The following is a 22,179-nucleotide window of genomic DNA, read 5'->3' as shown; positions in this document are numbered from 1 at the left end:
TCAGTTCCCCTTGATGACTTCAGCGTCGCGGCGCAGCGAAGCCGCCGCGCGGTCCGGCATGATTGACGTGCTTCCGATCTTCTTGCCACCGCTGGCGATCAGCAAACCACCAATCAGCGCCGCGACGACGCCGACGATCAGCGCCGCGAAGCCGGCACCGACGAATGGGGTCAGGAACCCCACTGCCGCACCGAGCAGCGTGAAGATCGCGCCCAGCAGCAGGATCATGCCGACCGCGATCGCCCCCGCACCGGCCTTTGCCGACGCGACGTTGTCACGCACCTCCGCCTTGGCAAGCCGGATTTCGGTTCGGACGAGGTGGTTGCCGTCTTCGACCAGTCGACGAAGCAGGTCTGCGATCGACGGTGCAGCGACCTCAGCGTCGGTTTCGGCCACGGCGCGCGCATCTCGTTCGCTCACTGCGCGGTACCGGTCGTCGATGCCTTGACGAGGCGCGCCAGCACGAAGCCCGCGACGATCGACAGCCCGACGGCAACGGCCGGGCTGGTTCGAACGAGCGTCCGCGTATCGTCGATCAAGTCATCGACCGAACGACCATCGACCGCAGACGACCAGCCCGCAACGGTATCGGCGGCCTGATGGACAAAACCGGCAAACGGCGCGGCACCGTTGGCGTCGAGCTTGTCGGCGAAGTCGCGGACGGTCGAGGCGAGGCCGTCGAGCGTCCCAGTGACCTGCGCCTTGCCTTCGTCGGCAAAGCTCAGGACCTTGCTGGTGAATGGGCTGCGGATATCGGTAGCCTGGACCGGAACGACGTCGAGCGCATCGTGGCTCGGCGCGATCGGCGGCATCCCGGCGGAAGTGGTATCGGTCGTCATCAGCGTAGCCCCTGCTAGACACGAGGAAGTCGCTTCCCAAACGTAACTATCCTAGCCGAGTTCCGCCGCTAGCAGCCAGCCCGTTACGGGAGCGTAGCAAGGATGGCTCCGCGCCTGTAACCGGTGATGCGCGCGTTGTCGCCGGGGCCGCGAATGGCTAGGACCGCCGTAATAGTTCGTCCGGAGCCAGAGCATGACCGCCATCGTCGACATTCACGCGCGCCAGATCCTCGATAGCCGCGGCAACCCGACCGTCGAAGTCGAGGTCCTGCTCGACGACGGCAGCTTCGGTCGCGCCGCGGTCCCGTCGGGCGCGTCGACCGGCGCACACGAGGCGGTCGAGCTGCGCGACGGCGACGCATCGCGTTACGGCGGCAAGGGTGTCCTCAAGGCATGCGCTGCGGTCAACGGCGAAATCTTCGATGCGCTGTCGGGCATGGACGCCGAGGACCAGGCCGACGTCGACGCCGCGATGATCGAGCTCGACGGGACGTCGAACAAGAGCCGGCTGGGGGCCAACGCGATCCTCGGGGTCAGCCTCGCCGCCGCCAAGGCCGCCGCCGAATCGCGCGGCATGTCGCTCCACAAATATATCGGCGGCGTCTCGGCGCACGTCCTGCCGGTGCCGATGATGAACATCATCAACGGTGGCGCCCACGCCGACAATCCGATCGACTTCCAGGAATTCATGATCATGCCGGTCGGCGCGCCGACCATCGCCGAGGCGGTCCGCTGGGGGGCGGAGATCTTCCACACCCTTAAGAAGGGCCTGTCCGACGCCGGCCTATCGACGTCGGTCGGTGACGAGGGCGGCTTCGCCCCGAACATCGCCTCGCCCGCCGCCGCGCTCGATTTCATCATGGCCTCGATCGAAAAGGCCGGCTACCGCCCCGGCGAGGACGTCATGCTCGCGCTCGACGTCGCCGCGACCGAGTTCTTCAAGGGCGGAAAGTACGAGTTGGCCGGGGAAGGGCGCTCGCTCTCGGCCGCCGAGATGGTCGACTATTACGTCGAACTCGCGGGCAAATACCCGATCCTGTCGATCGAGGATGGCATGTCCGAGGACGATTTCGACGGCTGGAAGCTGTTGACCGACCGTCTCGGCGCGACGCATCAGCTCGTCGGCGACGACCTGTTCGTGACCAATCCCGAGCGGCTGCAGGACGGCATCGGGCGCGGCCTCGCCAACTCGCTCCTGGTCAAGGTCAACCAGATCGGGACGCTGACCGAGACCCTCCAGGCCGTCGAGATGGCACATCGCGCGCGCTACACCTGCGTCATGTCGCACCGGTCGGGCGAGACCGAGGACGCGACGATCGCCGATCTCGCGGTCGCGACCAACTGCGGGCAGATCAAGACCGGCAGCCTGGCGCGGTCGGACCGGCTGGCGAAGTACAACCAGCTGATCCGCATCGAGGAGGAATTGGGCGATGCCGCGCGCTACGCCGGGCGCGCGATCCTGCGCTGAAGCGTGGCTTGCGGGACTCACCCGCGCAATTACTTTCACGCTGGCAGATAACGGCTTGAATGCCTTCGAATCGCGTGGTCTAGCTAGGGGATGATCGATCGGGTCAATCCCCTAGCCCTTGCTCGCGCCGCGATCCTCCCGGCGGCGTGCATCACCGTGATGGGGTATTTCGCCTTCCACGCCATTTCGGGCAACGCCGGGCTCATCGCGTGGCAGGGCTATAAGACCGAGCGCGCCGCGGTCGATGCCGATGCCGCGAAGGTCGGGGCCGTAAAGGCCGCACTCCAGCGGCAGGTCGCGCTGCTCGACCCGCATCACGTCGATAAGGATTATGCCGATGAACGCGTCCGGCGCGATCTTGGCGTCGTCGGTCCCAATGAGGTTATAATCCCGCTTCCCGACGCCAAATAGCGCGTTGTACCTGCGGTACGGAGGCGTATAGACGGCGGGAGCAAACCTCCCGGAGCCGTGCTGCATGGCCAAGTCACCACCGTCCACCGAACCGAAATCGCCGATGCGCGAACGGCCAGTCGAGCCGAAACGGTACAATGCGTCGCCCGACGAACTTCTCGCATTCTATCGCGAAATGCTCCTCATCCGCCGCTTCGAAGAACGCGCCGGGCAGATGTACGGCATGGGGCTGATCGGCGGCTTCTGCCATCTCTATATTGGTCAGGAAGCGGTCGTTACCGGCGTTCAATCGGCGCTGAAAAACACCGATAGCGTGATTACCGGCTATCGTGATCACGGCCACATGATCGCCGCCGGCATCGAGCCGAAGGTCGTCATGGCGGAACTGACCGGCCGTGCCGCCGGGATCAGCAAGGGCAAGGGCGGCTCGATGCACATGTTCTCGGTCGAGCATGGCTTCTACGGCGGCCACGGGATCGTCGCCGCGCAGGTCCCGCTCGGCACCGGGCTCGGCTTCGCACACAAGTACAAGAACGACGGCGGCCTCGCGGTGACCTATTTCGGTGACGGCGCGTCAAACCAGGGGCAGGTCTACGAAAGCTTCAACATGGCCGAACTGTGGAAGCTGCCGGTCATCTACGTCATCGAGAACAACCAGTATGCGATGGGCACCAGCGTCAACCGCTCGTCGTCCGAAGACCAGTTGTTCCGTCGCGGCGAGAGCTTCCGTGTCCCCGGGCTCCAGGTCGACGGCATGGACGTCTGCGAAGTCCGCGGCGCGGCGAATGTCGCCGTCGACTGGGTGCGTTCGGGGAAGGGACCAATCCTGCTCGAAATGAAGACGTACCGGTATCGCGGCCACTCGATGTCCGATCCGGCGAAATACCGTAGCCGCGAGGAAGTCGCCGCCGTCCGCGAGAAGTCCGACCCGATCGAGCACACCAAGCGCGACCTGCTCGCGTCCGGCAAGATCGACGAGGCAGGGTTGAAGGAACTCGAGAAGGAGGTTCGCGCGATCATCGCCGATGCCGCCGACTTCGCCGAATCCGCGCCCGAGCCCGAGGCAAAAGAACTTTATACCGACGTGCTGGTGGGAACCTACTGATGGAGATCAAGCTCCCCGCGATGTCGCCGACGATGGAGGAGGGCACCCTCGCCAAGTGGCTCGTCAAGGAAGGCGACACCGTCAAGCCGGGCGACGTCCTTGCCGAGATCGAGACCGACAAGGCGACGATGGAACTCGAAGCCGACGAGGGCGGGGTGGTCGTGAAGCTCCACGTTCCCGACGGCAGCGATGCGGTCAAGGTCGGCACGCTGATCGCGACGATCCGCGGCGAGGACGAGGCGGCGACGCCCGCTTCGTCGCCGGTTGCCGAGCCCGAAGCCATTGCACCGGCGTCGCAGGTCGTCGCCGAGCCCGCCGAAGCCCCCAAGCAAGCCGACGCCGTTCCCGCCACCGCCGCACAACCCGCCGCCAAGCCGAAGGCCGGCGAGACCCCCGCCAGCCTCGACGTCAAGCCCGAGGGAGACGGCCCAACGCACCGCCAGACCGTCCGCGAAGCATTGCGCGATGCGATGGCCGAGGAAATGCGGACCGACCCGACGGTTTTCGTCATGGGCGAGGAAGTCGCCGAGTACCAAGGCGCGTACAAGGTTACGCAGGGCCTGCTCGAGGAGTTCGGCCCGACCCGCGTCGTCGACACCCCGATCACCGAATATGGTTTCGCCGGGCTCGGTACCGGCGCGGCGATGGGCGGATTGAAGCCCATCGTCGAGTTCATGACCTTCAACTTCGCGATGCAGGCGATCGACCACATCATCAATTCGGCCGCCAAGACCAACTATATGAGCGGTGGGCAGATGCGCTGCCCGATCGTTTTTCGCGGCCCGAACGGCGCTGCCTCCCGCGTCGCCGCGCAGCACAGCCAGAACTACGGCCCGTGGTACGCGAGCGTCCCCGGCCTGATCGTCATCGCGCCGTACAGCGCCGCCGACGCCAAGGGCCTCCTCAAAAGCGCAATCCGGTCACCCGACCCGGTCGTCTTCCTCGAGAACGAACTGCTTTACGGCCACAGCTTCGACGTTCCCGACGCCGATGTCGCGATTCCGATCGGCAAGGCGAGCATCGTCCGGCAGGGCAAGGACGTGACGATCGTGTCCTATTCGATCGGCGTCGGCATCGCGCTCGACGCGGCGACCAAGCTCGCCGAGGCGGGGATCGAGGCCGAGATCGTCGACCTCCGCACGCTGCGCCCGCTCGACCGCGCAACGGTCCTCGCCAGCCTCAAGAAGACCAACCGCATGGTCGTCGTCGAGGAAGGCTGGCCGACCTGCTCGATCGCCAGCGAAATCATCGCCATCGCGATGGAAGACGGCTTCGACGACCTCGACGCCCCGGTATTGCGAGTGACCAACGAGGACGTGCCGCTGCCGTACGCTGCGAACCTCGAGAAGCTGGCGATCGTCAAGGTCGATGACGTCGTCGCGGCGGTGAAGAAGGTCTGCTACCGATGATCGACATCACCATGCCCGCCCTGTCGCCGACGATGGAGACCGGGACGCTCGCCAAGTGGCTCGTCAAGGTCGGCGACGTCGTCAAGTCGGGCGACATCCTGTGCGAGATCGAGACCGACAAGGCGACGATGGAGGTCGAATCGATCGACGAGGGGACGGTTGCCGAACTGCTTGTTGCCGAGGGGGCCGATGCGATCCCCGTCGGGCAGGTTATCGCGCGGTTGAGCGCTGAGGGTGAGGAAGCTGCTCCTGCCAAGGCCGCGCCGACGCTAAAAGCCAACAGTCCTCCCCCGTCTTCGGGGGAGGGGGACCGCGCCGTTTCAGGCGTGGGGGAGGGGGCTTTACAGGCTCCAAAGCCTGCGCTTGCGCCTGCTCCCACCGACACCAAAGCAACTCCCGAGCCCGCCGCCCCCTCCACCATCGCGAAGAGCGATGGTCCCCCTCCCCCGAAGTCGGGGGAGGATCAAGGGGCGCCGCCGGCAAAGACCGATGGAACGCGTGTCAACGCCTCTCCGCTAGCCCGGCGTCTCGCGTCGGCGCAGGGGATTGATCTTTCTACGGTCACCGGCTCGGGACCGCATGGACGTATCGTCAAGGCGGACCTCGACGGAGCGACAGCCAAGCCGGCTACGCAGCCTTCTGCTGCACCGACCGCCGCTCCGGCAGCCGAGGCGAAGCCTGCCGCCGCACCCGTGCCTGCATCCATAGCGCCCGCCGCTGCACCCTCGTACCCGCCCCCCGCCGGCGTCCCCGCCGAGGCGATCAAGCTGTCGAACATGCGCAAGACGATCGCGCGCCGCCTCGCTGAATCGAAGCAGACGGTCCCGCACTTCTATCTGACCGTCGACGTCCGCCTCGATGCGCTGCTCAAGCTGCGCGGCGACCTCAACAAGTCGCTCGAGGCTAGCGGCGTCAAGCTGTCGGTCAACGACCTGCTGATCAAGGCTCTCGGCCTTGCGCTCGTCGCGGTGCCCGACAGCAACGTCCAGTTCGCCGGCGACACGCTGTACAAGTTCGGCCGCGCCGACGTCTCGGTCGCGGTCGCGATCCCCGGTGGCCTCATCACTCCGATCATCGCCGATGCCGCCAACAAGCGGCTGAGCGTGATCGCCACCGAGATGAAGGACCTCGCCGCCCGCGCCAAGGACGGCAAGCTCAAGCCCGAGGAATATACCGGCGGCACCGCGTCGATCTCGAACCTCGGCATGTTCGGGATCAAGCAGTTCGACGCGGTGATCAACCCGCCACAGGGCCTGATCCTTGCGGTCGGCGCGGGCGAGAAGCGGCCGTATGTCGTCGACGACGCCCTCGCCATCGCCACCGTGATGAGCGCGACCGGCAGCTTCGACCACCGCGCGATCGACGGCGCGGTCGGCGCGCAGTTCATGAGCGCGTTCAAGGCTTTGGTCGAAAGCCCGATGAGCATGTTGGCATGACCGAGACCTTCGATCTCGCGATCCTCGGGTCAGGCCCCGGCGGCTATGTCGCGGCGATTCGTGCCTCGCAGCTTGGCATGAAGGTCGTCATCGTCGAGCGTGAGCGGCTTGGCGGAATCTGCCTCAACTGGGGTTGTATCCCGACGAAGGCGCTGCTGCGGACATCGGAGATCTATCATTATATGCAGCACGCCGATGCCTATGGACTGAGCGTGACCGGGGTCAGCTTCGATCTCGCCAATGTCGTCGAGCGATCGCGCAAGGTCGCGGGGCAGCTTAACGCCGGGGTCAAGGGGTTGATGAAGAAGAACAAGGTCACCGTCGTCGAGGGCGAGGGGCGGCTGACCGGGGCGACGCAGATCACCGTCAAGACCGGTGACCAGGAGCGCGTCCTCGACGCCAAGAACGTCATCGTCGCGACCGGAGCGCGGGCGCGCGACCTGCCGGGGCTGGCGGCGGACGGGCAGCGGGTGTGGACCTACCGGCATGCGATGGTCCCGCCGGCAATGCCGACCAAGCTGCTCGTCATCGGCTCGGGGGCAATCGGGATCGAGTTCGCCAGCTTCTACAGCGACATGGGAGCCAAGGTCACCGTCGTCGAAATGCTAGACCGCGTGCTTCCGGTCGAGGATGCCGACGTCTCGGCGCACATGCACAAGGCGTTGACCAAGCAGGGGATGACGCTCGTCACCGCGGCCAAGGTGTCCGACGTCAAGCCGGGGGCCGACGGCGTTTCGGCGACGATCACCACCGCCGACGGCAAGGCGACGACCGACACCTACAGCCATGTCATCGTCGCGATCGGTATCATCGCCAACATCGAGAACATCGGGCTCGAGGCGCTCGGTGTGAAGGCCGACCGCGGGCATATCCTTGTCGATCCGTACGGCATGACCAACGTCCCGAACCTGTGGGCGATCGGCGACGTCACCGGCGCGCCGTGGCTGGCGCACAAGGCGAGCCACGAGGGCGTCGTCGCGGTCGAGAAGATCGCCGGCCTGAACCCGCATCCGTTCGAGATAAGCAACATCCCTGGCTGCACATATTCGCGGCCGCAGGTGGCGAGCGTGGGGATGACCGAGGCCGCGGCGAAGGCGGCGGGGCATGAGGTCAGGGTCGGCAAGTTCCCCTTCATCGGCAACGGCAAGGCGATCGCGCTCGGTGAGGCCGACGGCTTCGTCAAGACGGTGTTCGATGCCAAGACCGGCGAGCTGCTCGGCGCGCACATGATCGGCGCCGAGGTCACCGAGCTGATCCAGGGTTATGTCATCGCCCGCCAGCTCGAGACGACCGAGGCCGAGTTGCAGGAGACGATCTTCCCGCACCCGACGCTGTCGGAGATGATGCACGAGAGCGTCCTCGACGCCTATGGTCGGGCGCTGCATTATTAGCGCATGATCGTGGTCGCCCTCGCTGTTGCGGCCGCCTTGAGCGGGCTCGATGCGGCGATCAAGGCGAGCGTCGCGCCGTGTCCGCCGCCGGTAGCAGGCGAGATTACCGTCTGCGGCAAGCGCGGTGAAGATGAGGCGCGGCGCTATATGTCGCCGCTGCCGAGCGACTACGAGGTCGGGGATACGCGCGCGCAGAGCATCTCGGCAGCGCGTAACGGGTTGTTCGATTACGACGGCGGCGGGACCGGATCGTGCTCGGCGACCGGAGCAGGCGGGAGCGTCGGGTGCGGCTTCCAGAAGCATAAACACTGGGCGCTGCAGCGGGCCGGAGCCAAGGACAGTCGCGGGCCGCTCTACGACAAGTGACGGAAATGCCGCAGGAACCCTGTGGCGGTGCGCCGGTTTGGGCCTGCGGGGCTAACCGGGAGACACGTCATGGCCGCTCATCCAGTATCCGCGCTGATGTTCGTCACGTTTGGGATCGTGCTCGTGCTGTTGATCGGCGGCTATCTCGCTTTCATCCGCAAGCCATCGAACCGCAAGGCGGGTGACAGGATGCCCGAGCGTGGCGAGCCCGGCGCGCCGAACGTTCCGCGGGGTGTTCCAATCGACCCCGCGTACCGCGAGAAGGGCAAGGTCTAACGCCAGTCGACCGGGACCGGCTCATACCGGTCGGTGGCCGGGTCGAGAATCCGCAGGATGCCGTCGGCGATGTCGAAGTGCGCGCCCTGCAGCGCGAGCGTTCCAGCAGCGACCCGCTCGGCGACGAACGGGAAGCTCATGAGATTGTCGAGACTTAGCCGGATCGCTGCGAGTTCGAGCGCCTGTTGCGCGTCGATATCGGGGCTGATCGCCTGCGCGGCGCGAATGCGGTCGCGAGCCGGTTCGATCTTCGCCATCCAGCGACCGATGAAGGCGCCCTGACCCTCGGCGGCGGCGTCGAACTTGCCGGTCAACGAGGCGGTAATGCCGCCGCAGCGGGCGTGGCCGAGGACGACGATATGCTCGACTTCGAGCTGGGTGACGGCGAATTCGATCGCCGCCGATGAGCCGTGCGTCGCGCCATCAGCTTCATAGGGCGGGACGAGGTTGGCGACGTTGCGCATGACGAACATCTCGCCGGGAGCCGAATCGAAGATGCGGGTCGGGTCGACGCGGCTGTCGGCGCAGGCGATGATCATGATCTTGGGCGACTGACCGATGTGCGCGAGCGCGTCGAAGCGCGCGCGTTGGTCGTTGTACGGTCCGGCGCGGAAGCGTCGGTAGCCTTCGAGGAGGGTGTCGAACGCGGCCATCCTGTCAGCTCCAGGCGATATTGAAGGGAATTGGCTGGGTGTAACGAACCAAATGCGCTAAGTTTAGAATAAGTTCACGCAAACGCCGGTGTAGTTTGACCTTCGCCCCTGCCGTTATGAGCGGCATCGCCCCCCGGTTGGAGGCGGTAGTGAGAAGCGTGGGCAGCGGTGCTATCATGGTCTCGCAATAGCCGAAGGTCGGGGGTGTAGGACAGGGGGAATTGGGGCGGCGTTGGGTAGAGCTTCTCGGCAAGAGTGCTGCCCGCGGAGCAGGAAGCCGATCGTGCGTCACCGTACCGTGCAATCAGCGCCATCTCCTGCGTTGGCTTTGCGCGATACCGAGCCTATCTAGTCGGCATGACCGACGCCGTCCCCGTCCTGACCCCGCGCGCCCGCAAGCCCGACTGGCTCCGCGTCCGCGCACCGACCTCGCCCGCCTTCGCCGAGACGCGCAAGCTGATGCGCCGCCTCGGGCTCAATACGGTCTGCGAGGAGGCGGCGTGCCCCAACATCGGCGAGTGCTGGACGCAGAAGCACGCGACGGTGATGATCCTCGGCGACACCTGCACGCGCGCGTGCGCCTTCTGCAACGTCAAGACCGGGATGCCGCAGCCGGTCGACCTGCTCGAACCCGAGCACGTCGCCGAAGCCGCGGGTGAGCTTGGCCTCGAGCATATCGTCATCACCTCGGTCGACCGTGACGACCTCCCCGACGGCGGCGCGGGGCAGTTCGTCCGCGTCATCGAGCAACTTCGCCGCCGCGCGCCGAACACGACGATCGAGATCCTGACGCCGGACTTCCGCAACAAGGCCGACCGCGCGGTCGCGACGATCGTCGCCGCGCGCCCCGACGTCTATAATCACAACCTCGAGACGGTGCCGCGGCTGTACCCGACGATCCGCCCGGGGGCGCGCTACTTCCATTCGCTGCGGCTGCTCGACAGGGTCAAGCACCTCGATCCGTCGATCTTCACCAAGTCGGGCCTGATGGTCGGGCTGGGGGAGGAGCGGCAGGAGATGCACCAGGTGTTCGACGACATGCGCTCGGCCGACGTCGATTTCCTGACAGTCGGGCAATATCTCCAGCCGACCCCGCGCCACGCCAAGGTGATCGACTTCGTCACCCCCGACACGTTCCGCAGCTATGCCGCGATCGCGCGGGCGAAGGGATTCCTCCAGGTCGCGGCGACCCCGCTGACCCGGTCGAGCTATCACGCCGGTGCGGACTTCGCAGTCATGCGGGCGAAGCGCGAGGCGGCGCTGGCTGGCGCGCGGGCGGCGACGGGCGTTTCCGCCTGATGCCGCGCCACGTCGAGGATCGGTTCCTGCCGTATACCCCCGAGCAGATGTTCGACATGGTTGCCGACATCGGGCGCTATGCCGAGTTCCTGCCATGGGTGCAGGCGACGCGGATCACCGGGCGCACCGACAACGTCGTCACCGCCGACATGGTCGTCGGCTTCAAGATGGTTCGTGAGCGCTTCACCAGCCGGGTGACGCTCGACCGGCCACAGGCGTTGCACGTCGAATACGTCTCGGGGCCGCTCAAGTATCTGCGCAACGACTGGCGGTTCGAAGCCGCGCCGGGCGGGTGCACCGTCCATTTCGCGGTCGACTTCGAATTCGCCTCGCGGCTGTTCGAGAAGCTCGCCGGGGTGTTCTTCGGCGAGGCGTTCCGGCGGATGGTGGCGAGCTTCGAGAAGCGGGCGGGGGAGTTGTACGGCAACCCGGCACGCGCGCCGATCGCACCGAGCGCCCAGCGCACTGCTTGACGGGTGGCCGCCTGCGGCTTGGCTAGCGAGCGCATAATGCAGTCAGCCTTGATCCGTCGAGGCGTACGGACCTTGGCGAAGGACGATTATTGTACCGACGCTGGCGTACCAGATTACCTGGGCGGTCAGGATCAGCGAGATATTCTGGACATTGAGCCGCTCGCCACCGAAGGTCAGGAGTCCGAACTGGACCGCCGCCGAGCATAGACCGAGAATGCCCGCGATCCGCGCGCCGTTTCTGCGCAGGATGAGATCGCCCGCCCACAGTGCCGTTGCGCTAGCGAGGGCGAGAAGAGCGAGCCGGGTGAGGAACTCGATCTGGAGCCCGCCATATCTCAGTAGGGCCTCGGTCTGCTCGACGCAGTCTTTCCCGATGGTCGTGCACCGCAGCGCCAGGGCGGGGGCGACGAAGCCATCGAGCAGCACGGCGAGGGAGATCAGGACCAGCGCGAGCGCAGATGCCACTGCGCCGAGGAGGACATGGGGACGAGCGAGGCCCAGCCGCATGGCGAAGCCCAGCATGAGCGACGTCATCACCGTCATCGCGGCGGCGAGCGTGCCGTGGACGAAGCGATCGGCCGATGCCTGGCGAGCGATGCTGTTGATAACGCCGGCGGCATCGGTCTGCCGCGCGACCGGATGGTGCATCACCATAAGCAGCATGAGCAGGATTAATCCGATGATCCCCGACGCGGTCAGGACATCCGCGCGCCTCGATGGGTCGGTAATATTAGTCGCAGCGGTCATTCACGCCTCCTTGTTGAGGCACCGTGCTAGGCGTTAGACTGTGAAAGATACTGGACGATCGCGCCGATCCGTCCCGAATCAAACGGGGACGTGATTTGCCCGAGATCAAGGCCTTGCGCGGCGCTTCGCCCAAAGCCGCCGGGGGCGATCGGCGGATCCGCCGGAGCCGCGCAGCGCTGACGGCGGCGTTTTCGGAATTGGCGCTCGAACGCAGCTATCCCGACATCGGCATTCGTGACGTCGCGGAGCGCGCGAACGTCGGGCGGTCAACGCTCTACAGTCATTTTTCGGACATCGACGATCTGCTCGCGCAAAGTCTCGAGCCGCATTTGAGCACGATCGCACGATGCTCGGTCGAGCCGGAGATGAAGCCCGAGCTCAAGCTGATTATCGCCCATTTCTGGGATCAGCGGAGCATTGCCCGAACGATGCTCCGCGGCGCTGCGGGCGTTGCGATCACTCGTCTGCTGGTCCGCCATCTCGAAGAGGCGCTGCTTGGTCTTCGCCGCGCGCATAAATCGCGATCCAGTCTGCCCGTGGCGCTCGTCGCTGAGCAACTCGCCGCGGGGCAGTTGGCGATGCTCGGGACTTGGCTTGCCGGTCGAGCACCGGCACCTTCCGGGGACATGGCGCAGCTGTTGCACAGGACGAGTTACGCGGCAGCGATGGCGTCGCTTTAGAGCCCGAGGCGCTTCCTCTCGCCATCCGGCCTGCAACCGGCATCGCCGCGCAACTTGTTAATATATGTCCCTTACGAATTACCGCGAAAGCGTGCGTAAAGGTTGGTGAGGATGACCGACGGGCGGCCGGTTCGCGATAGCCGGGCGGTATCGCTGGCGGCGGCGGGGATCATGGCGTCGGGAATCGCGTGGCGATACTGGATGATCCCGCGGCTCCACGATTCGCAGTATAAGCTCGGCGAGGCGTTCAACGTCGCACGATCGTTCGCGCAGCACGGGACGCTCGCCGATGCATTCCGCATCGGGCAGGGGCCGACCGCACATCTGATGCCGCTGCCGGGGGTGATCGCCGGGACGGTCTACCGCTCGCTCGGCATTTTCACGCCGTTGTCGAACCTGGCGCTCACGACGGTCGCGATGGCGTTCGTCTTCACCGGCTTCTGGCTGCTGTTCATCTCTTTCCGCGAGCTTGGCGCACCCGCGTCGGGGCGGCTGCTCGCACTGGCACTGTTGTGCTGGTCGCCGGTCAATGTCCTGATCGAGGTGATCTGGTTCCGCGTCTGGGACGGGGGGATGGCGGTCGCAATCGGCATGGCGATGCTCTCCGCGGTGCTGCGGGTCGACCGGATGGAGCGGATCGGGTGGCGCGCGGTCGCCGGGCTGTCACTGCTCGCGGCGGCGACGCTGTTCGTCTCGCCGCCGTTCGGGGTCGCTGGATACCTATGCGCGCTGCTGCTGATGGCCCGCCGCCTGCCGCCACGCCGCTGGCTGGCGACCACCGCGATCGCAATCGCCGCTATGGTCGTTGTGCTCGCGCCGTGGACGATCCGGAACGCGGTAGTGATGGGAACGCCGATCGTCCTGCGCGATAATTTCGGGCTCGAATTCGCGCAGGCGAACGACGCGTCGCTGCTGTCCAATGCCGACGGCGATGGCGGCTTTCACGCGCGGCACCTGCTGATCCACCCTTATCCCGGGGCGTCGGGCTATACCGCGCTGATCGCTTCGGGTGGGGAGATCGCCTATTCGCAGAAACTCGAGCGATCGGCACTGGCATGGGTCGCGGCGAACCCCGGTGGCTTCGTCACGCTGACGCTGCGCCACCTCGGCCAAATGCTGTTTCCGCCGTACTGGATGTTTCCCGACTTCCCGAACATGGGGTCGATCGCCGAGCGGCTGGCGATCCACTGGTTCGTCACCGTAGAGGGGCTTGCCGGGGTCGGCTATGCGCTGTGGCGGCTCGATCGGCGCTATCGCTACGCGGCGATCATGACGCTGGTGCCGATCCTGCCTTACCTGATCGTCCAGCCGATCCTGCGCTACCGCTACCTGATCTTCGGGCTGCTGACCTTCTTCGCCTTCGACCTGATCGCGCGAGTCTTTGCGCGCATCGCCGGGGGCTTCAGCCCGGCATCAGCAGCTGAAGCGCGCACAGCACCGCCTGCCGCCTGATCTCGCTGCGGCCGAGGTCGCCGAAGAACTTGGTATCGGCGATCTTGCAGTCGGGGTCGTTGCGCCGCGCCAGCGCGAAGACGACGGTGCCGACGGGCTTTTTCTCCGATCCGCCACCGGGGCCGGCGATGCCGGTGACTGCGACCGCGACGTCGGCGTGGCTATGCTTGAGCGCGCCTTGCGCCATCGCCCACGCGACCGCGATCGACACCGCGCCGAAGGTGTCGAGGATGTCGATGCTGACGCCGAGCGATTCGATTTTCGCCTCGTTCGAGTAGGTGACGAAGCCGCGGTCGACGACGTCGGACGATCCCGCGATCTCGGTCAGCGCCCCCGCGACGAGCCCGCCGGTGCACGATTCGGCGGTGACGACGGTCAGCCCGGCGGCGCGGTTGGCGTCGATTACCGTCGCGGCGAGGGTCAGGACTTCGTCGCTGAAGATCATGCCGGGACCCTGATGCTGGCGACGCCCTGCGCCGCAATGCCCTCGCCGCGCCCGGTGAAGCCGAGGCCCTCGGTCGTCGTCGCCTTGATGCTGACCGAGGCGCAGCCGGTGATTTCGGCGATGCGGGTGGCGAAGGCGGCGCGGTGCGGGCCGACCTTGGGACGCTCGGAGATAATCGTGAGGTCGAGATGGTCGATGACGCCGCCTTTAGCCGCGACGAGCGAACAGGCGTGCGCGAGGAAACGGTCGGACGACGCCCCGCGCCAGCGTTCGTCGCTCGGCGGGAAATGCGTGCCGATGTCGCCAGCGCCGATGCACCCGAGCAGGGCGTCGGTCAGCGCGTGGAGCCCGACGTCGGCGTCCGAATGGCCGATCAGCCCGAAGTCGTGCGCGACGCGAACACCGCACAGCCAGACATGATCGCCGGGGCCGAAGCGGTGGACGTCGTAACCCATGGCGGTGCGTGAAATCATTAGGGGGGCGAGCATCCGTTCGGCGCGGACGAAATCGTCGGCGGTGGTGAGCTTGAACGCGCGTTCGTCGCCCACGACCAGCGCGACGGTCATTCCCGCGGCGACCGCGACGGCGACGTCGTCGGTGACCGCCGGGTCAGCAATTCGGTGCGCGGCGAGGAGGGGGGGGAGCGCGAAGCCCTGCGGGGTCTGGACGCGGTGGAGCCGGTCGCGGGAGACCTCGCCATCGACGAGGGTGTCACCGGTCCGCAGCGAATCGACGACGGGTAGGGCGGGGGTGGCGCCGTCGCTGCTGCCGAGTGCGGCGATGACCCGGTCGATCATGCCGGGGGTGACGAACGGGCGGGCGGCGTCGTGGATCAGGACGTGACTGGCGTCGACCGCCTCGAGCCCGGCAAGGACCGAGGCCTGCCGGGTCGCCCCGCCGTCGACCGGCGCAGCCAGCGCGAGGCCCTCGGCGGCAGCCTCGTAAAGTGCGCGGTCGTCGGGGTGGATCACGACCTGGACCCCTGCAATGCCGGGGTGCGCGAGGAAGGTCTCGAGCGAATGGCGCAGCACCGGCTTGCCGCCGACCGCGCGATATTGCTTGGGCACGCCGTCCCCGGCGCGGACTCCGCGGCCGCCGGCGACGATGAGGGCGTGGACGATCACGAGGGGCCGTATAGGCGCGCGAGCGACGGCGGCAAGGGGGCGCGTCGAAGCCGTTGCGCAACCGAATTGACAACCGCCGCTTCGGCGCGCAGCTTTCGACCAAAGACGAGCAGGGGGGATGGAATGCGGACACTCATCGGAACGATATTGCTTGCGGCTATGGCGGCAGCGCCGGTGACGGCGGCGGAGGATCAATCCGTGTCGACGCCGATCCGCCAATTCGTCGACGCGTTCAACAAGGGTGACCTCAAGGCCGCGCTGGCGAACTACGCGACCGGCGACATCGCGATCATCGACGATCTCGCGCCGCACCTCTGGGTCGGAGCCAAGGCAGCGCAGGCGTGGGCCGCCGACCTGGCCAAGGCAGGCGCAGCGAACGGCATCACCGAGGGCGCGGTCAAGATCGGCGCGCCGACCCGGACCGAGGTCGAAGGCAATGTCGCCTATGTGATCGTGCCGTCGCGCTACACCTTCAAGGACCACGGCAAGGCGATGACCGAGGAGGGGCAAATGACTTTCGCGCTCAAGGGCGGGGCGAAGGCGTGGAAGATCAGCGGCTGGACGTGGACCGGGCCGGTGCCGCACGGGAGATAGCGTCGGCTTGCCGCTCGGCGCGAAAGCCGGTAGGAGGATTGCCCGCTTTTTAGGCAATTACGTGCGCAATCTCACTGCCATTCCCATCGGTCCGCATCGCATCGATCCAGTGATCCTTGCGCCGATGACCGGCGTCACCGACCTGCCGTTCCGCCGGCTGGTCAAGCGCTACGGTGCGGGATTGACGGTGACTGAGATGATCGCGTCGCAGGCGATGGTCCGCGAGACGCGCCAGAGCTTGCAGAAATGCGCGTGGGATGCCGCCGAGAACCCGGTGTCGATGCAGCTGGCCGGGTGCGAGCCGGGGGTAATGGCCGAGGCTGCGAAGCTCAACGCCGACATGGGCGCAGCGATCATCGACATCAACATGGGCTGCCCGGTGAAGAAGGTCGTCAACGGCCATGCGGGGTCGGCGCTGATGCGCGACCTGCCGCTGGCGACCGCGCTGATCGCCGCGACGGTCGCCGCCGTCGACGTGCCGGTGACACTCAAGATGCGGATGGGGTGGGATCACGCCAGCCTCAATGCCCCCGAACTCGCGCGCATCGCCGAGGACCTTGGCGTGCAGCTTATCGCCGTCCACGGCCGGACGCGGTGCCAGCTGTACAAGGGCGACGCCGACTGGGGATTCGTCCGCAGTGTCAAGGACGCGGTCCGCCTGCCGGTCGTCGTCAACGGTGATATCTGCAGCATGGATGACGTCGACGCGGCGCTCGATGCGAGTGGGGCTGACGCGGTGATGATCGGGCGCGGAGCATACGGCAAGCCGTGGCTGCTGGGGCAGGCGATGCATTACCTGACAACCGGCGAACGGCTGGCTGATCCGAGCCTCGCCGAACAATATGCTTTGATCGTCGAGCATTACGGCATGATGCTCGACCATTATGGCAGCGTCATCGGGGTCAACCTGATGCGCAAGCATCTCGGCTGGTACACCAAGGGGCTCACCGGTTCGGCCGAGTTCCGCAACGCGGTCAACCAGCAGGACAGCGCCCCGCGCGTGTTGGCGATGCTCGACGATTTCTACGCGCCGCTGATCGCCGAGGCCACGAGCCCGAACTCGCTCAGCCTCGCGGCATGAGCGTCTTTCCGCTGCTGCGGCGGGCGGGCAAGGCGAAACCTACGGTCGAGCTCCCGCCGGTCGACCTGCTCGCGACGTTGCCCATCCCGGTAATCGTCCTCGGCCCCGACGGTGGGCTCGCGCTGGCCAATGCGGCGGCGGAAACGCTCCTCAATGCGAGCCAGGCGAGCCTGATCGAGCGCGGCTGGTCGAGCGGCCTGATCCCCGGCTCGTCACTCGTCGCATTCGTCGCCGACGCCCGCGGTCACGGCGGCCCGATCACCGCCTTCGACACCGAACTCGCCTTTATCGGCGGCCGGACCGCGCGGGCCGACGTCTTCATCACCCCGCTCGCCGACGCGCCGGACTGGACGACGGTGTGCTTTCAGGCGCGCCCGGCAGCGACGCTGGTCGACCGCCAGCTCGTTCACCAAGGCGCGGCGCGCTCGGCGATCGGCGTCGCCGCGATGCTCGCGCATGAGATCAAGAATCCGCTGTCGGGCATCCGCGGCGCGGCGCAATTGCTCGCTGCCAACGCCGATCCCGAGGCGCGCGAGCTGACCGAGCTGATCCGCGATGAGGTCGACCGCGTTGCGGCGCTGATCGACCGGATGGAGGGTTTCACCGACACCCGGCCGGTGGCGAAGGCAGCGGAAAACATCCACTCGGTCCTCGGCCACGTCCGTCGGGTCGCCGAGAGCGGCTTCGCTTCCGGTATCATGATCCGTGAGCGCTATGATCCATCGTTGCCTGCCGTCGCCGGTAACCGCGATGCGCTGATCCAGGTCTTCCTCAACCTCGTCAAGAACGCCGCCGAAGCGATTGTCTCGGCCGGCGGCAGTGCCGGCGAAATCACGCTGACGACCGCATATCGGCACGGTGTTCGCGTTGCCACCGAGGGCTCCGGCGTCCGCGTTTCGCTGCCGCTTGAAGTCTGCGTGATCGACACCGGAGCCGGAGCGGGCGATGTCGCCCGGCACATGTTCGAGCCGTTCGTCTCGTCGAAGCGCGCTGGTGGCGGCCTCGGCCTCGCGCTCGTCGCCAAGATCGTCAGCGATCACGGTGGCATCGTCGAATACGAACGCAGTACCGACCCGCCGCGAACGGTGTTGCGCGTCCTCCTGCCGATGGCCCCAGCTTGAACGGAAACTTGTGACCGGCCCCTTCACGATCATCGTCGCCGACGACGACGCCGCGATCCGCACCGTCGTCCGTCGCGCGCTGACTCGCGACGGCTATCTCGTCCGAACCACCGAATCGGCGGCCGGCCTGTGGCGGCTGATCGACGAGGACGTGGGTGACGTCGTCATCACCGACGTCATGTTTCCCGACGGCAACGGGCTCGACGCGCTACCGCGGATCATCGAGCGCCGCCCCGGGCTCAAGGTCATCGTGATGAGCGCGCAGAACACGTTGTCGACCGCGGTGCGCGCGACCGAGCAGGGGGCATTCGACTATCTGCCGAAGCCGTTCGACCTCGACGAACTGACTCGCGCGGTGGCGAGCGCGCTCGCGGTCGCGGGCGTGATGGGCGAAGAAACGCTCGGCGAGGACATGCCGCTGATCGGCCGCTCGGCGGCGATGCAGGAGGTCTACCGGACGATCGCCCGTGTCGTCCCGACGTCGCTGACGGTGATGATCCTCGGCGAATCCGGGACGGGCAAAGAACTGGTCGCACGCGCGATCCACGATCTCGGACCGCGCCGCCGCGAGCCGTTCGTCGCGGTCAACATGGCGGCGATCCCGCGCGAATTGATCGAATCCGAGCTGTTCGGCCACGAGCGCGGTGCCTTTACCGGTGCGGCGGCGCGCGCGAGCGGGCGTTTCGAGCAGGCGCAGGGCGGGACGCTGTTCCTCGACGAAATCGGCGACATGCCGATCGACGCGCAGACCCGGCTGCTGCGCGTCCTCCAGTCGGGCGACTTCACCGCGGTCGGCAGCGCCCGCGTCCAGCGCGCCGACGTCCGCATCGTCGCCGCGACCAATCAGGACCTCCGCCGCCTAATCGAGGCAGGGCGCTTCCGCGAGGACCTGTTCTACCGGCTCAACGTCATCCCGCTCAAGCTGCCGCCACTGCGTGCCCGGATCGACGATATTCCGGTCCTCGCGCGCCATTTCCTCGACCGCGCCGCTGCCGAGGGACTCCCTCGCAAGGGGCTCGATGCAGGGGCGATCGAGGCGATCCAGCGGCACAGTTGGCCGGGCAACGTCCGTGAGCTCGAGAATCTGATGCGGCGGCTCGCGGCGCTGACCCGCGGCGACACGATCGGTGAGGCGACGATCAGCGAGGGTCTCGACGGCGAAACGCCGCCGGTTGTCGTCGTCCCCGATTCGACCGGGTCCGACGGCCTCGCCGCATCGGTCGAGCTTCACCTCGCGCGGTACTTGACGATGTTCGGCGAGGAGCTGCCGCCCGATGGGTTGTACGACCGGGTTCTGGCCGAGATCGAGCGGCCGTTGCTTCGGCTTAGCCTCGCCGCGACCGGCGGCAACCAGATTCGCGCGGCGCGGCTCCTCGGGATCAACCGCAACACACTGCGTAAAAAGCTGACCGAGCGCGGGGTCGATCCGGGCGCACGCGGCGGCTGACCGACGAAAATCGACATTCGTCGCAATGCGGCAACGCGTGTGTTCCTTTTGCCACGCAGGCGCGGTAACATGCGTGTCATGAAGCCCAAGCCCGCTCGCCGTATCGGAGCCCGCCGCTGGCGGTCGCTGCGACGGCGTTTCAATCGCTGGGTGACCCGGGTCGATCTTTATCCCCGGCTCGAGGTCGCGATTGCGGCGATCGTCGTCGTCCTCGGCCTGTCGAGCTACGCGATCCTGACCGGCCAGGGCGCGCCCGCCGCGGGCTTCTCGCCGCCGATGGTGACGTTGCTGCTTGTCGCCAACCTTCTACCGCTGATGGCGCTGCTCGTCCTGATCGCGCGGCGAATCGCGCTGCTGCTGACCGCGCGGCGCAAGGGTACGGCGGGGGCCAAACTCCATGTCCGTCTTGTCGCGCTGTTTTCGGCGGTGGCCGCCGTGCCGACGTTGCTCGTAGTCGTCTTCGCGTCGCTCCTGTTCCAGTTCGGCGTTCAATTCTGGTTTTCCGACCGGGTAAAGACCGTGCTGGGCAACGCCGACCATGTCGCGCAGGCGTATGTCGACGAGAAGCAGCAGCGCATCCTCGAGGACGGCATCGCGATGGCCGCCGACCTGCGCAGCTACGGCCAGCAGTTCGGCTATGGCTCGAAGGACTTCGTCGAGGGCGTCCAGTTCCAGCTGCCGCGGCGCCACCTGACGACCGCCGCGGTGTTCTCGCCGACCCCGCACGGCTTTGTCACCTATGCGGCCGTCAAGATGGAGACGCGGCCGCTCGCGGTGCGGGTATCGCCGCAGGACCTCAAGCTCGCGCGCGTCGGCGTGCCGCGAGTCCTGACGAACGCGCGCGACCGGATCGAGGCGGTGATGCGGATCGACGACAGCGCGAGCCACTATCTTTACATCAGCACGCCCGCCGACCCGCAGGTTCTCGCGCAGGTTGCGCGGACGCGGCAGGCGCTCGACGAATATCAGTCATTGATCTCGCGGTCGCGGAATATGGTCCTTCGCTTCAACGGACTGTTGATCGTCGTCTCGCTGCTGATCCTGTCGGCGGCGATTTGGTTCGCCTTATGGCTTGCCAACAGCCTCGTGACCCCGATCGCGCGACTTGCCGACGCTGCCGAGCGGGTTGGCGCAGGCGACCTCGATGCGCGGGTGCCGACGCGCGGCTCGCCCGACGAACTCGGCACGCTGGCGCGCGCGTTCAACCGCATGACCGGGCAATTGAAGGCGCAGCAGACCGCGCTCGTCACCGCGAACAGCCAGCTCGACGGGCGGCGCCAGTTCAGCGAGGCGGTGCTGGCCGGGGTCTCGGCGGGGGTGCTGTCGATCGACGCCGGCGGGATCATCCGGCTGGCGAACCACTCGGCGGCAACGCTCCTTCAGACGACCGAGCGCGCGCTTGCCGGGCAACCGCTCGCCGAGGCGGTGCCGCAGCTTGCAGCATTGCTCGACGAGGCAGCGGCGCGCGGCGATGCGTCGGGCGTGGTCGAGATCGTGCGCGGTCCCGACACGCAGACGCTCGCGGTCCAGATCGCCGCCGAGCGTTCCGGCGCACGGACCTATGTGCTGACGTTCGACGACATCACTGCGCAGCTCGCCGACCAGCGGCAGGCAGCATGGGCCGATGTCGCGCGGCGGATCGCGCACGAGATCAAAAATCCGCTGACCCCGATCCAGCTCTCGGCCGAGCGGCTCCAGCGCAAATATGCCCGGCAAATCGTCGACGATCCCGCGACCTTCGCCAATCTTACCGGCACGATCGTCCGCCAAGTCGGTGACCTCCGGCGGATGGTCGACGAATTCTCGTCGTTCGCACGGATGCCCAAGCCGGTGTTCAAGCCCGAGCCGGTCGTCGACATCGCGCGCGAGGCGGTGTTCATGCAGGAAGTCGCCAACCCGGCGATCGCGTTTGAGATCGAGGTACCCGACGCGGTGCCGCTGCTCGTCTGCGACCGCCGCCAGATCGCGCAGGCGCTGACCAACCTGCTCAAGAACGCGACCGAGGCCGTGGCTGCCCGCACCGACCGCGACGGCACCAACGACGGGCGGATCATCCTCGCGATCGAGGTCGACGCGACGAAGCTCGTCCTCCGTGTCACCGACAACGGCATCGGCTTGCCCATCGAGCAGCGCGACCGGCTGACCGAGCCGTATGTCACGACCCGCGCGCGCGGCACCGGGCTTGGCCTCGCGATCGTCAAGAAGATCGTCGAGGAACACGAGGGCGTGCTCGACCTCGGCGATGCGGCGGGGGGCGGGACCGTGGCGCGGCTATGCTTCAACCGCACCGCGCTCGCCGATCACATCGACATCAATACCGGCTCCGACGACGCGATACCCGCGCGCCGGCAGCTGGGTTAGG

At 66.9% G+C, this 22,179-nt stretch carries 23 protein-coding genes; 17 read left to right on the top strand and 6 right to left on the bottom strand.

The genetic code is table 11. The features are described from left to right. On the bottom strand, positions 1-396 hold the full coding sequence (locus KTC28_RS14015) for a phage holin family protein (protein ID WP_216707755.1): 396 nt from the start codon (positions 394-396) through the stop codon (positions 1-3). Positions 397-416: 20 nt separating this feature from the next. Then, positions 417-839 carry a hypothetical protein gene (locus KTC28_RS14010; protein ID WP_216707754.1) on the bottom strand — a complete coding sequence of 141 codons (423 nt, stop codon included), beginning with the start codon at positions 837-839 and terminating at the stop codon, positions 417-419. A gap of 193 nt (positions 840-1,032) precedes the next feature. On the opposite strand from KTC28_RS14010, the gene eno reads away from it, so the two are divergent. The 8 genes from eno to KTC28_RS13970 all read left to right on the top strand — a co-directional run bounded on the left by eno (position 1,033) and on the right by KTC28_RS13970 (position 8,701). Further along, the gene (eno, locus tag KTC28_RS14005; RefSeq protein WP_216707753.1) at positions 1,033-2,307 is read left to right on the top strand and encodes a phosphopyruvate hydratase; all 1,275 of its coding nucleotides are present in this window, start codon (positions 1,033-1,035) and stop codon (positions 2,305-2,307) included. A gap of 90 nt (positions 2,308-2,397) precedes the next feature. Beyond that, on the top strand, positions 2,398-2,718 hold the full coding sequence (locus KTC28_RS14000; RefSeq protein ID WP_216707752.1) for an FtsB family cell division protein: 321 nt from the start codon (positions 2,398-2,400) through the stop codon (positions 2,716-2,718). A gap of 64 nt (positions 2,719-2,782) precedes the next feature. Next, positions 2,783-3,823 (top strand): pyruvate dehydrogenase (acetyl-transferring) E1 component subunit alpha, encoded by a 1,041-nt coding sequence (pdhA, locus tag KTC28_RS13995; protein ID WP_216707751.1) that lies wholly within the window; start codon positions 2,783-2,785, stop codon positions 3,821-3,823. Further along, a complete protein-coding gene (locus KTC28_RS13990) occupies positions 3,823-5,232 on the top strand; it encodes a pyruvate dehydrogenase complex E1 component subunit beta (RefSeq protein WP_216707750.1) in 1,410 nt (469 codons plus the stop codon). Before pdhA ends, KTC28_RS13990 begins: the two co-directional genes overlap by 1 nt. Continuing rightward, the gene (locus KTC28_RS13985; protein ID WP_216707749.1) at positions 5,229-6,668 is read left to right on the top strand and encodes a pyruvate dehydrogenase complex dihydrolipoamide acetyltransferase; all 1,440 of its coding nucleotides are present in this window, start codon (positions 5,229-5,231) and stop codon (positions 6,666-6,668) included. The genes KTC28_RS13990 and KTC28_RS13985 overlap by 4 nt, the downstream gene beginning before the upstream one ends. Continuing rightward, on the top strand, positions 6,665-8,059 hold the full coding sequence (gene lpdA / locus KTC28_RS13980; protein ID WP_216707748.1) for a dihydrolipoyl dehydrogenase: 1,395 nt from the start codon (positions 6,665-6,667) through the stop codon (positions 8,057-8,059). Before KTC28_RS13985 ends, lpdA begins: the two co-directional genes overlap by 4 nt. 3 nt (positions 8,060-8,062) lie before the next feature. Continuing rightward, a complete protein-coding gene (locus tag KTC28_RS13975; RefSeq protein WP_216707747.1) occupies positions 8,063-8,425 on the top strand; it encodes a hypothetical protein in 363 nt (120 codons plus the stop codon). Positions 8,426-8,494: 69 nt separating this feature from the next. Next, positions 8,495-8,701, top strand: a complete 207-nt coding sequence (locus KTC28_RS13970; RefSeq protein WP_216707746.1) for a hypothetical protein — start codon at positions 8,495-8,497, stop codon at positions 8,699-8,701. Here the strand turns inward: KTC28_RS13970 and KTC28_RS13965 are convergent. Beyond that, positions 8,698-9,354: a carbonic anhydrase gene (locus tag KTC28_RS13965; protein WP_216707745.1), complete on the bottom strand. Its 657-nt coding sequence runs from the start codon at positions 9,352-9,354 to the stop codon at positions 8,698-8,700. The two genes, KTC28_RS13970 and KTC28_RS13965, sit on opposite strands and share 4 nt — an antisense overlap. 357 nt (positions 9,355-9,711) lie before the next feature. Between KTC28_RS13965 and lipA the strand changes: the two genes are divergently transcribed. Continuing rightward, entirely contained in the window at positions 9,712-10,653 is a 942-nt protein-coding gene (lipA, locus tag KTC28_RS13960) for a lipoyl synthase (protein ID WP_216707744.1), read from the top strand. After that, on the top strand, positions 10,653-11,126 hold the full coding sequence (locus KTC28_RS13955; protein ID WP_216707743.1) for a type II toxin-antitoxin system RatA family toxin: 474 nt from the start codon (positions 10,653-10,655) through the stop codon (positions 11,124-11,126). The genes lipA and KTC28_RS13955 overlap by 1 nt, the downstream gene beginning before the upstream one ends. Positions 11,127-11,168: 42 nt before the next feature. Here KTC28_RS13955 and KTC28_RS13950 read toward each other — a convergent pair whose 3' ends face one another. Further along, positions 11,169-11,873, bottom strand: a complete 705-nt coding sequence (locus tag KTC28_RS13950; protein WP_216707742.1) for a hypothetical protein — start codon at positions 11,871-11,873, stop codon at positions 11,169-11,171. Between the two features lie 95 nt (positions 11,874-11,968). Between KTC28_RS13950 and KTC28_RS13945 the strand changes: the two genes are divergently transcribed. Both KTC28_RS13945 and KTC28_RS13940 read left to right on the top strand, forming a co-directional pair. Next, complete coding sequence (locus KTC28_RS13945) at positions 11,969-12,553, top strand: TetR/AcrR family transcriptional regulator (protein WP_216707741.1); 585 nt, start codon at positions 11,969-11,971, stop codon at positions 12,551-12,553. 111 nt (positions 12,554-12,664) lie between these two features. Beyond that, complete coding sequence (locus KTC28_RS13940) at positions 12,665-14,005, top strand: hypothetical protein (RefSeq protein ID WP_223132252.1); 1,341 nt, start codon at positions 12,665-12,667, stop codon at positions 14,003-14,005. On the opposite strand, the gene KTC28_RS13935 is transcribed toward KTC28_RS13940, so the two are convergent. Both KTC28_RS13935 and KTC28_RS13930 read right to left on the bottom strand, forming a co-directional pair. After that, a complete protein-coding gene (locus KTC28_RS13935) occupies positions 13,956-14,450 on the bottom strand; it encodes a CinA family protein (protein ID WP_216707739.1) in 495 nt (164 codons plus the stop codon). The genes KTC28_RS13940 and KTC28_RS13935 overlap by 50 nt on opposite strands. Next, positions 14,447-15,574 carry a bifunctional 2-C-methyl-D-erythritol 4-phosphate cytidylyltransferase/2-C-methyl-D-erythritol 2,4-cyclodiphosphate synthase gene (locus KTC28_RS13930; RefSeq protein WP_216707738.1) on the bottom strand — a complete coding sequence of 376 codons (1,128 nt, stop codon included), beginning with the start codon at positions 15,572-15,574 and terminating at the stop codon, positions 14,447-14,449. The genes KTC28_RS13935 and KTC28_RS13930 overlap by 4 nt, the downstream gene beginning before the upstream one ends. A gap of 123 nt (positions 15,575-15,697) precedes the next feature. Here KTC28_RS13930 and KTC28_RS13925 point away from each other — a divergent pair, with 123 nt between their 5' ends. The 5 genes from KTC28_RS13925 to KTC28_RS13905 all read left to right on the top strand — a co-directional run bounded on the left by KTC28_RS13925 (position 15,698) and on the right by KTC28_RS13905 (position 22,178). Next, a complete protein-coding gene (locus tag KTC28_RS13925) occupies positions 15,698-16,168 on the top strand; it encodes a nuclear transport factor 2 family protein (RefSeq protein ID WP_216707737.1) in 471 nt (156 codons plus the stop codon). A gap of 61 nt (positions 16,169-16,229) precedes the next feature. Then, complete coding sequence (gene dusB, locus KTC28_RS13920) at positions 16,230-17,249, top strand: tRNA dihydrouridine synthase DusB (protein WP_216707736.1); 1,020 nt, start codon at positions 16,230-16,232, stop codon at positions 17,247-17,249. After that, positions 17,246-18,370 carry a two-component system sensor histidine kinase NtrB gene (locus KTC28_RS13915; protein WP_216707735.1) on the top strand — a complete coding sequence of 375 codons (1,125 nt, stop codon included), beginning with the start codon at positions 17,246-17,248 and terminating at the stop codon, positions 18,368-18,370. Before dusB ends, KTC28_RS13915 begins: the two co-directional genes overlap by 4 nt. Positions 18,371-18,380: 10 nt before the next feature. Then, positions 18,381-19,817: a nitrogen regulation protein NR(I) gene (gene ntrC, locus KTC28_RS13910; protein WP_216707734.1), complete on the top strand. Its 1,437-nt coding sequence runs from the start codon at positions 18,381-18,383 to the stop codon at positions 19,815-19,817. A gap of 69 nt (positions 19,818-19,886) precedes the next feature. After that, positions 19,887-22,178, top strand: a complete 2,292-nt coding sequence (locus tag KTC28_RS13905; protein ID WP_255602041.1) for a sensor histidine kinase NtrY-like — start codon at positions 19,887-19,889, stop codon at positions 22,176-22,178. The last annotated feature ends 1 nt before the right edge of the window (position 22,179 follow it).

The organism is Polymorphobacter megasporae (assembly GCF_018982885.2).
Lineage (GTDB): Bacteria > Pseudomonadota > Alphaproteobacteria > Sphingomonadales > Sphingomonadaceae > Polymorphobacter_B > Polymorphobacter_B megasporae.
Note: the sequence above shows the minus strand (reverse complement) of the source record. Positions and strands in the feature narration are given on the sequence as shown.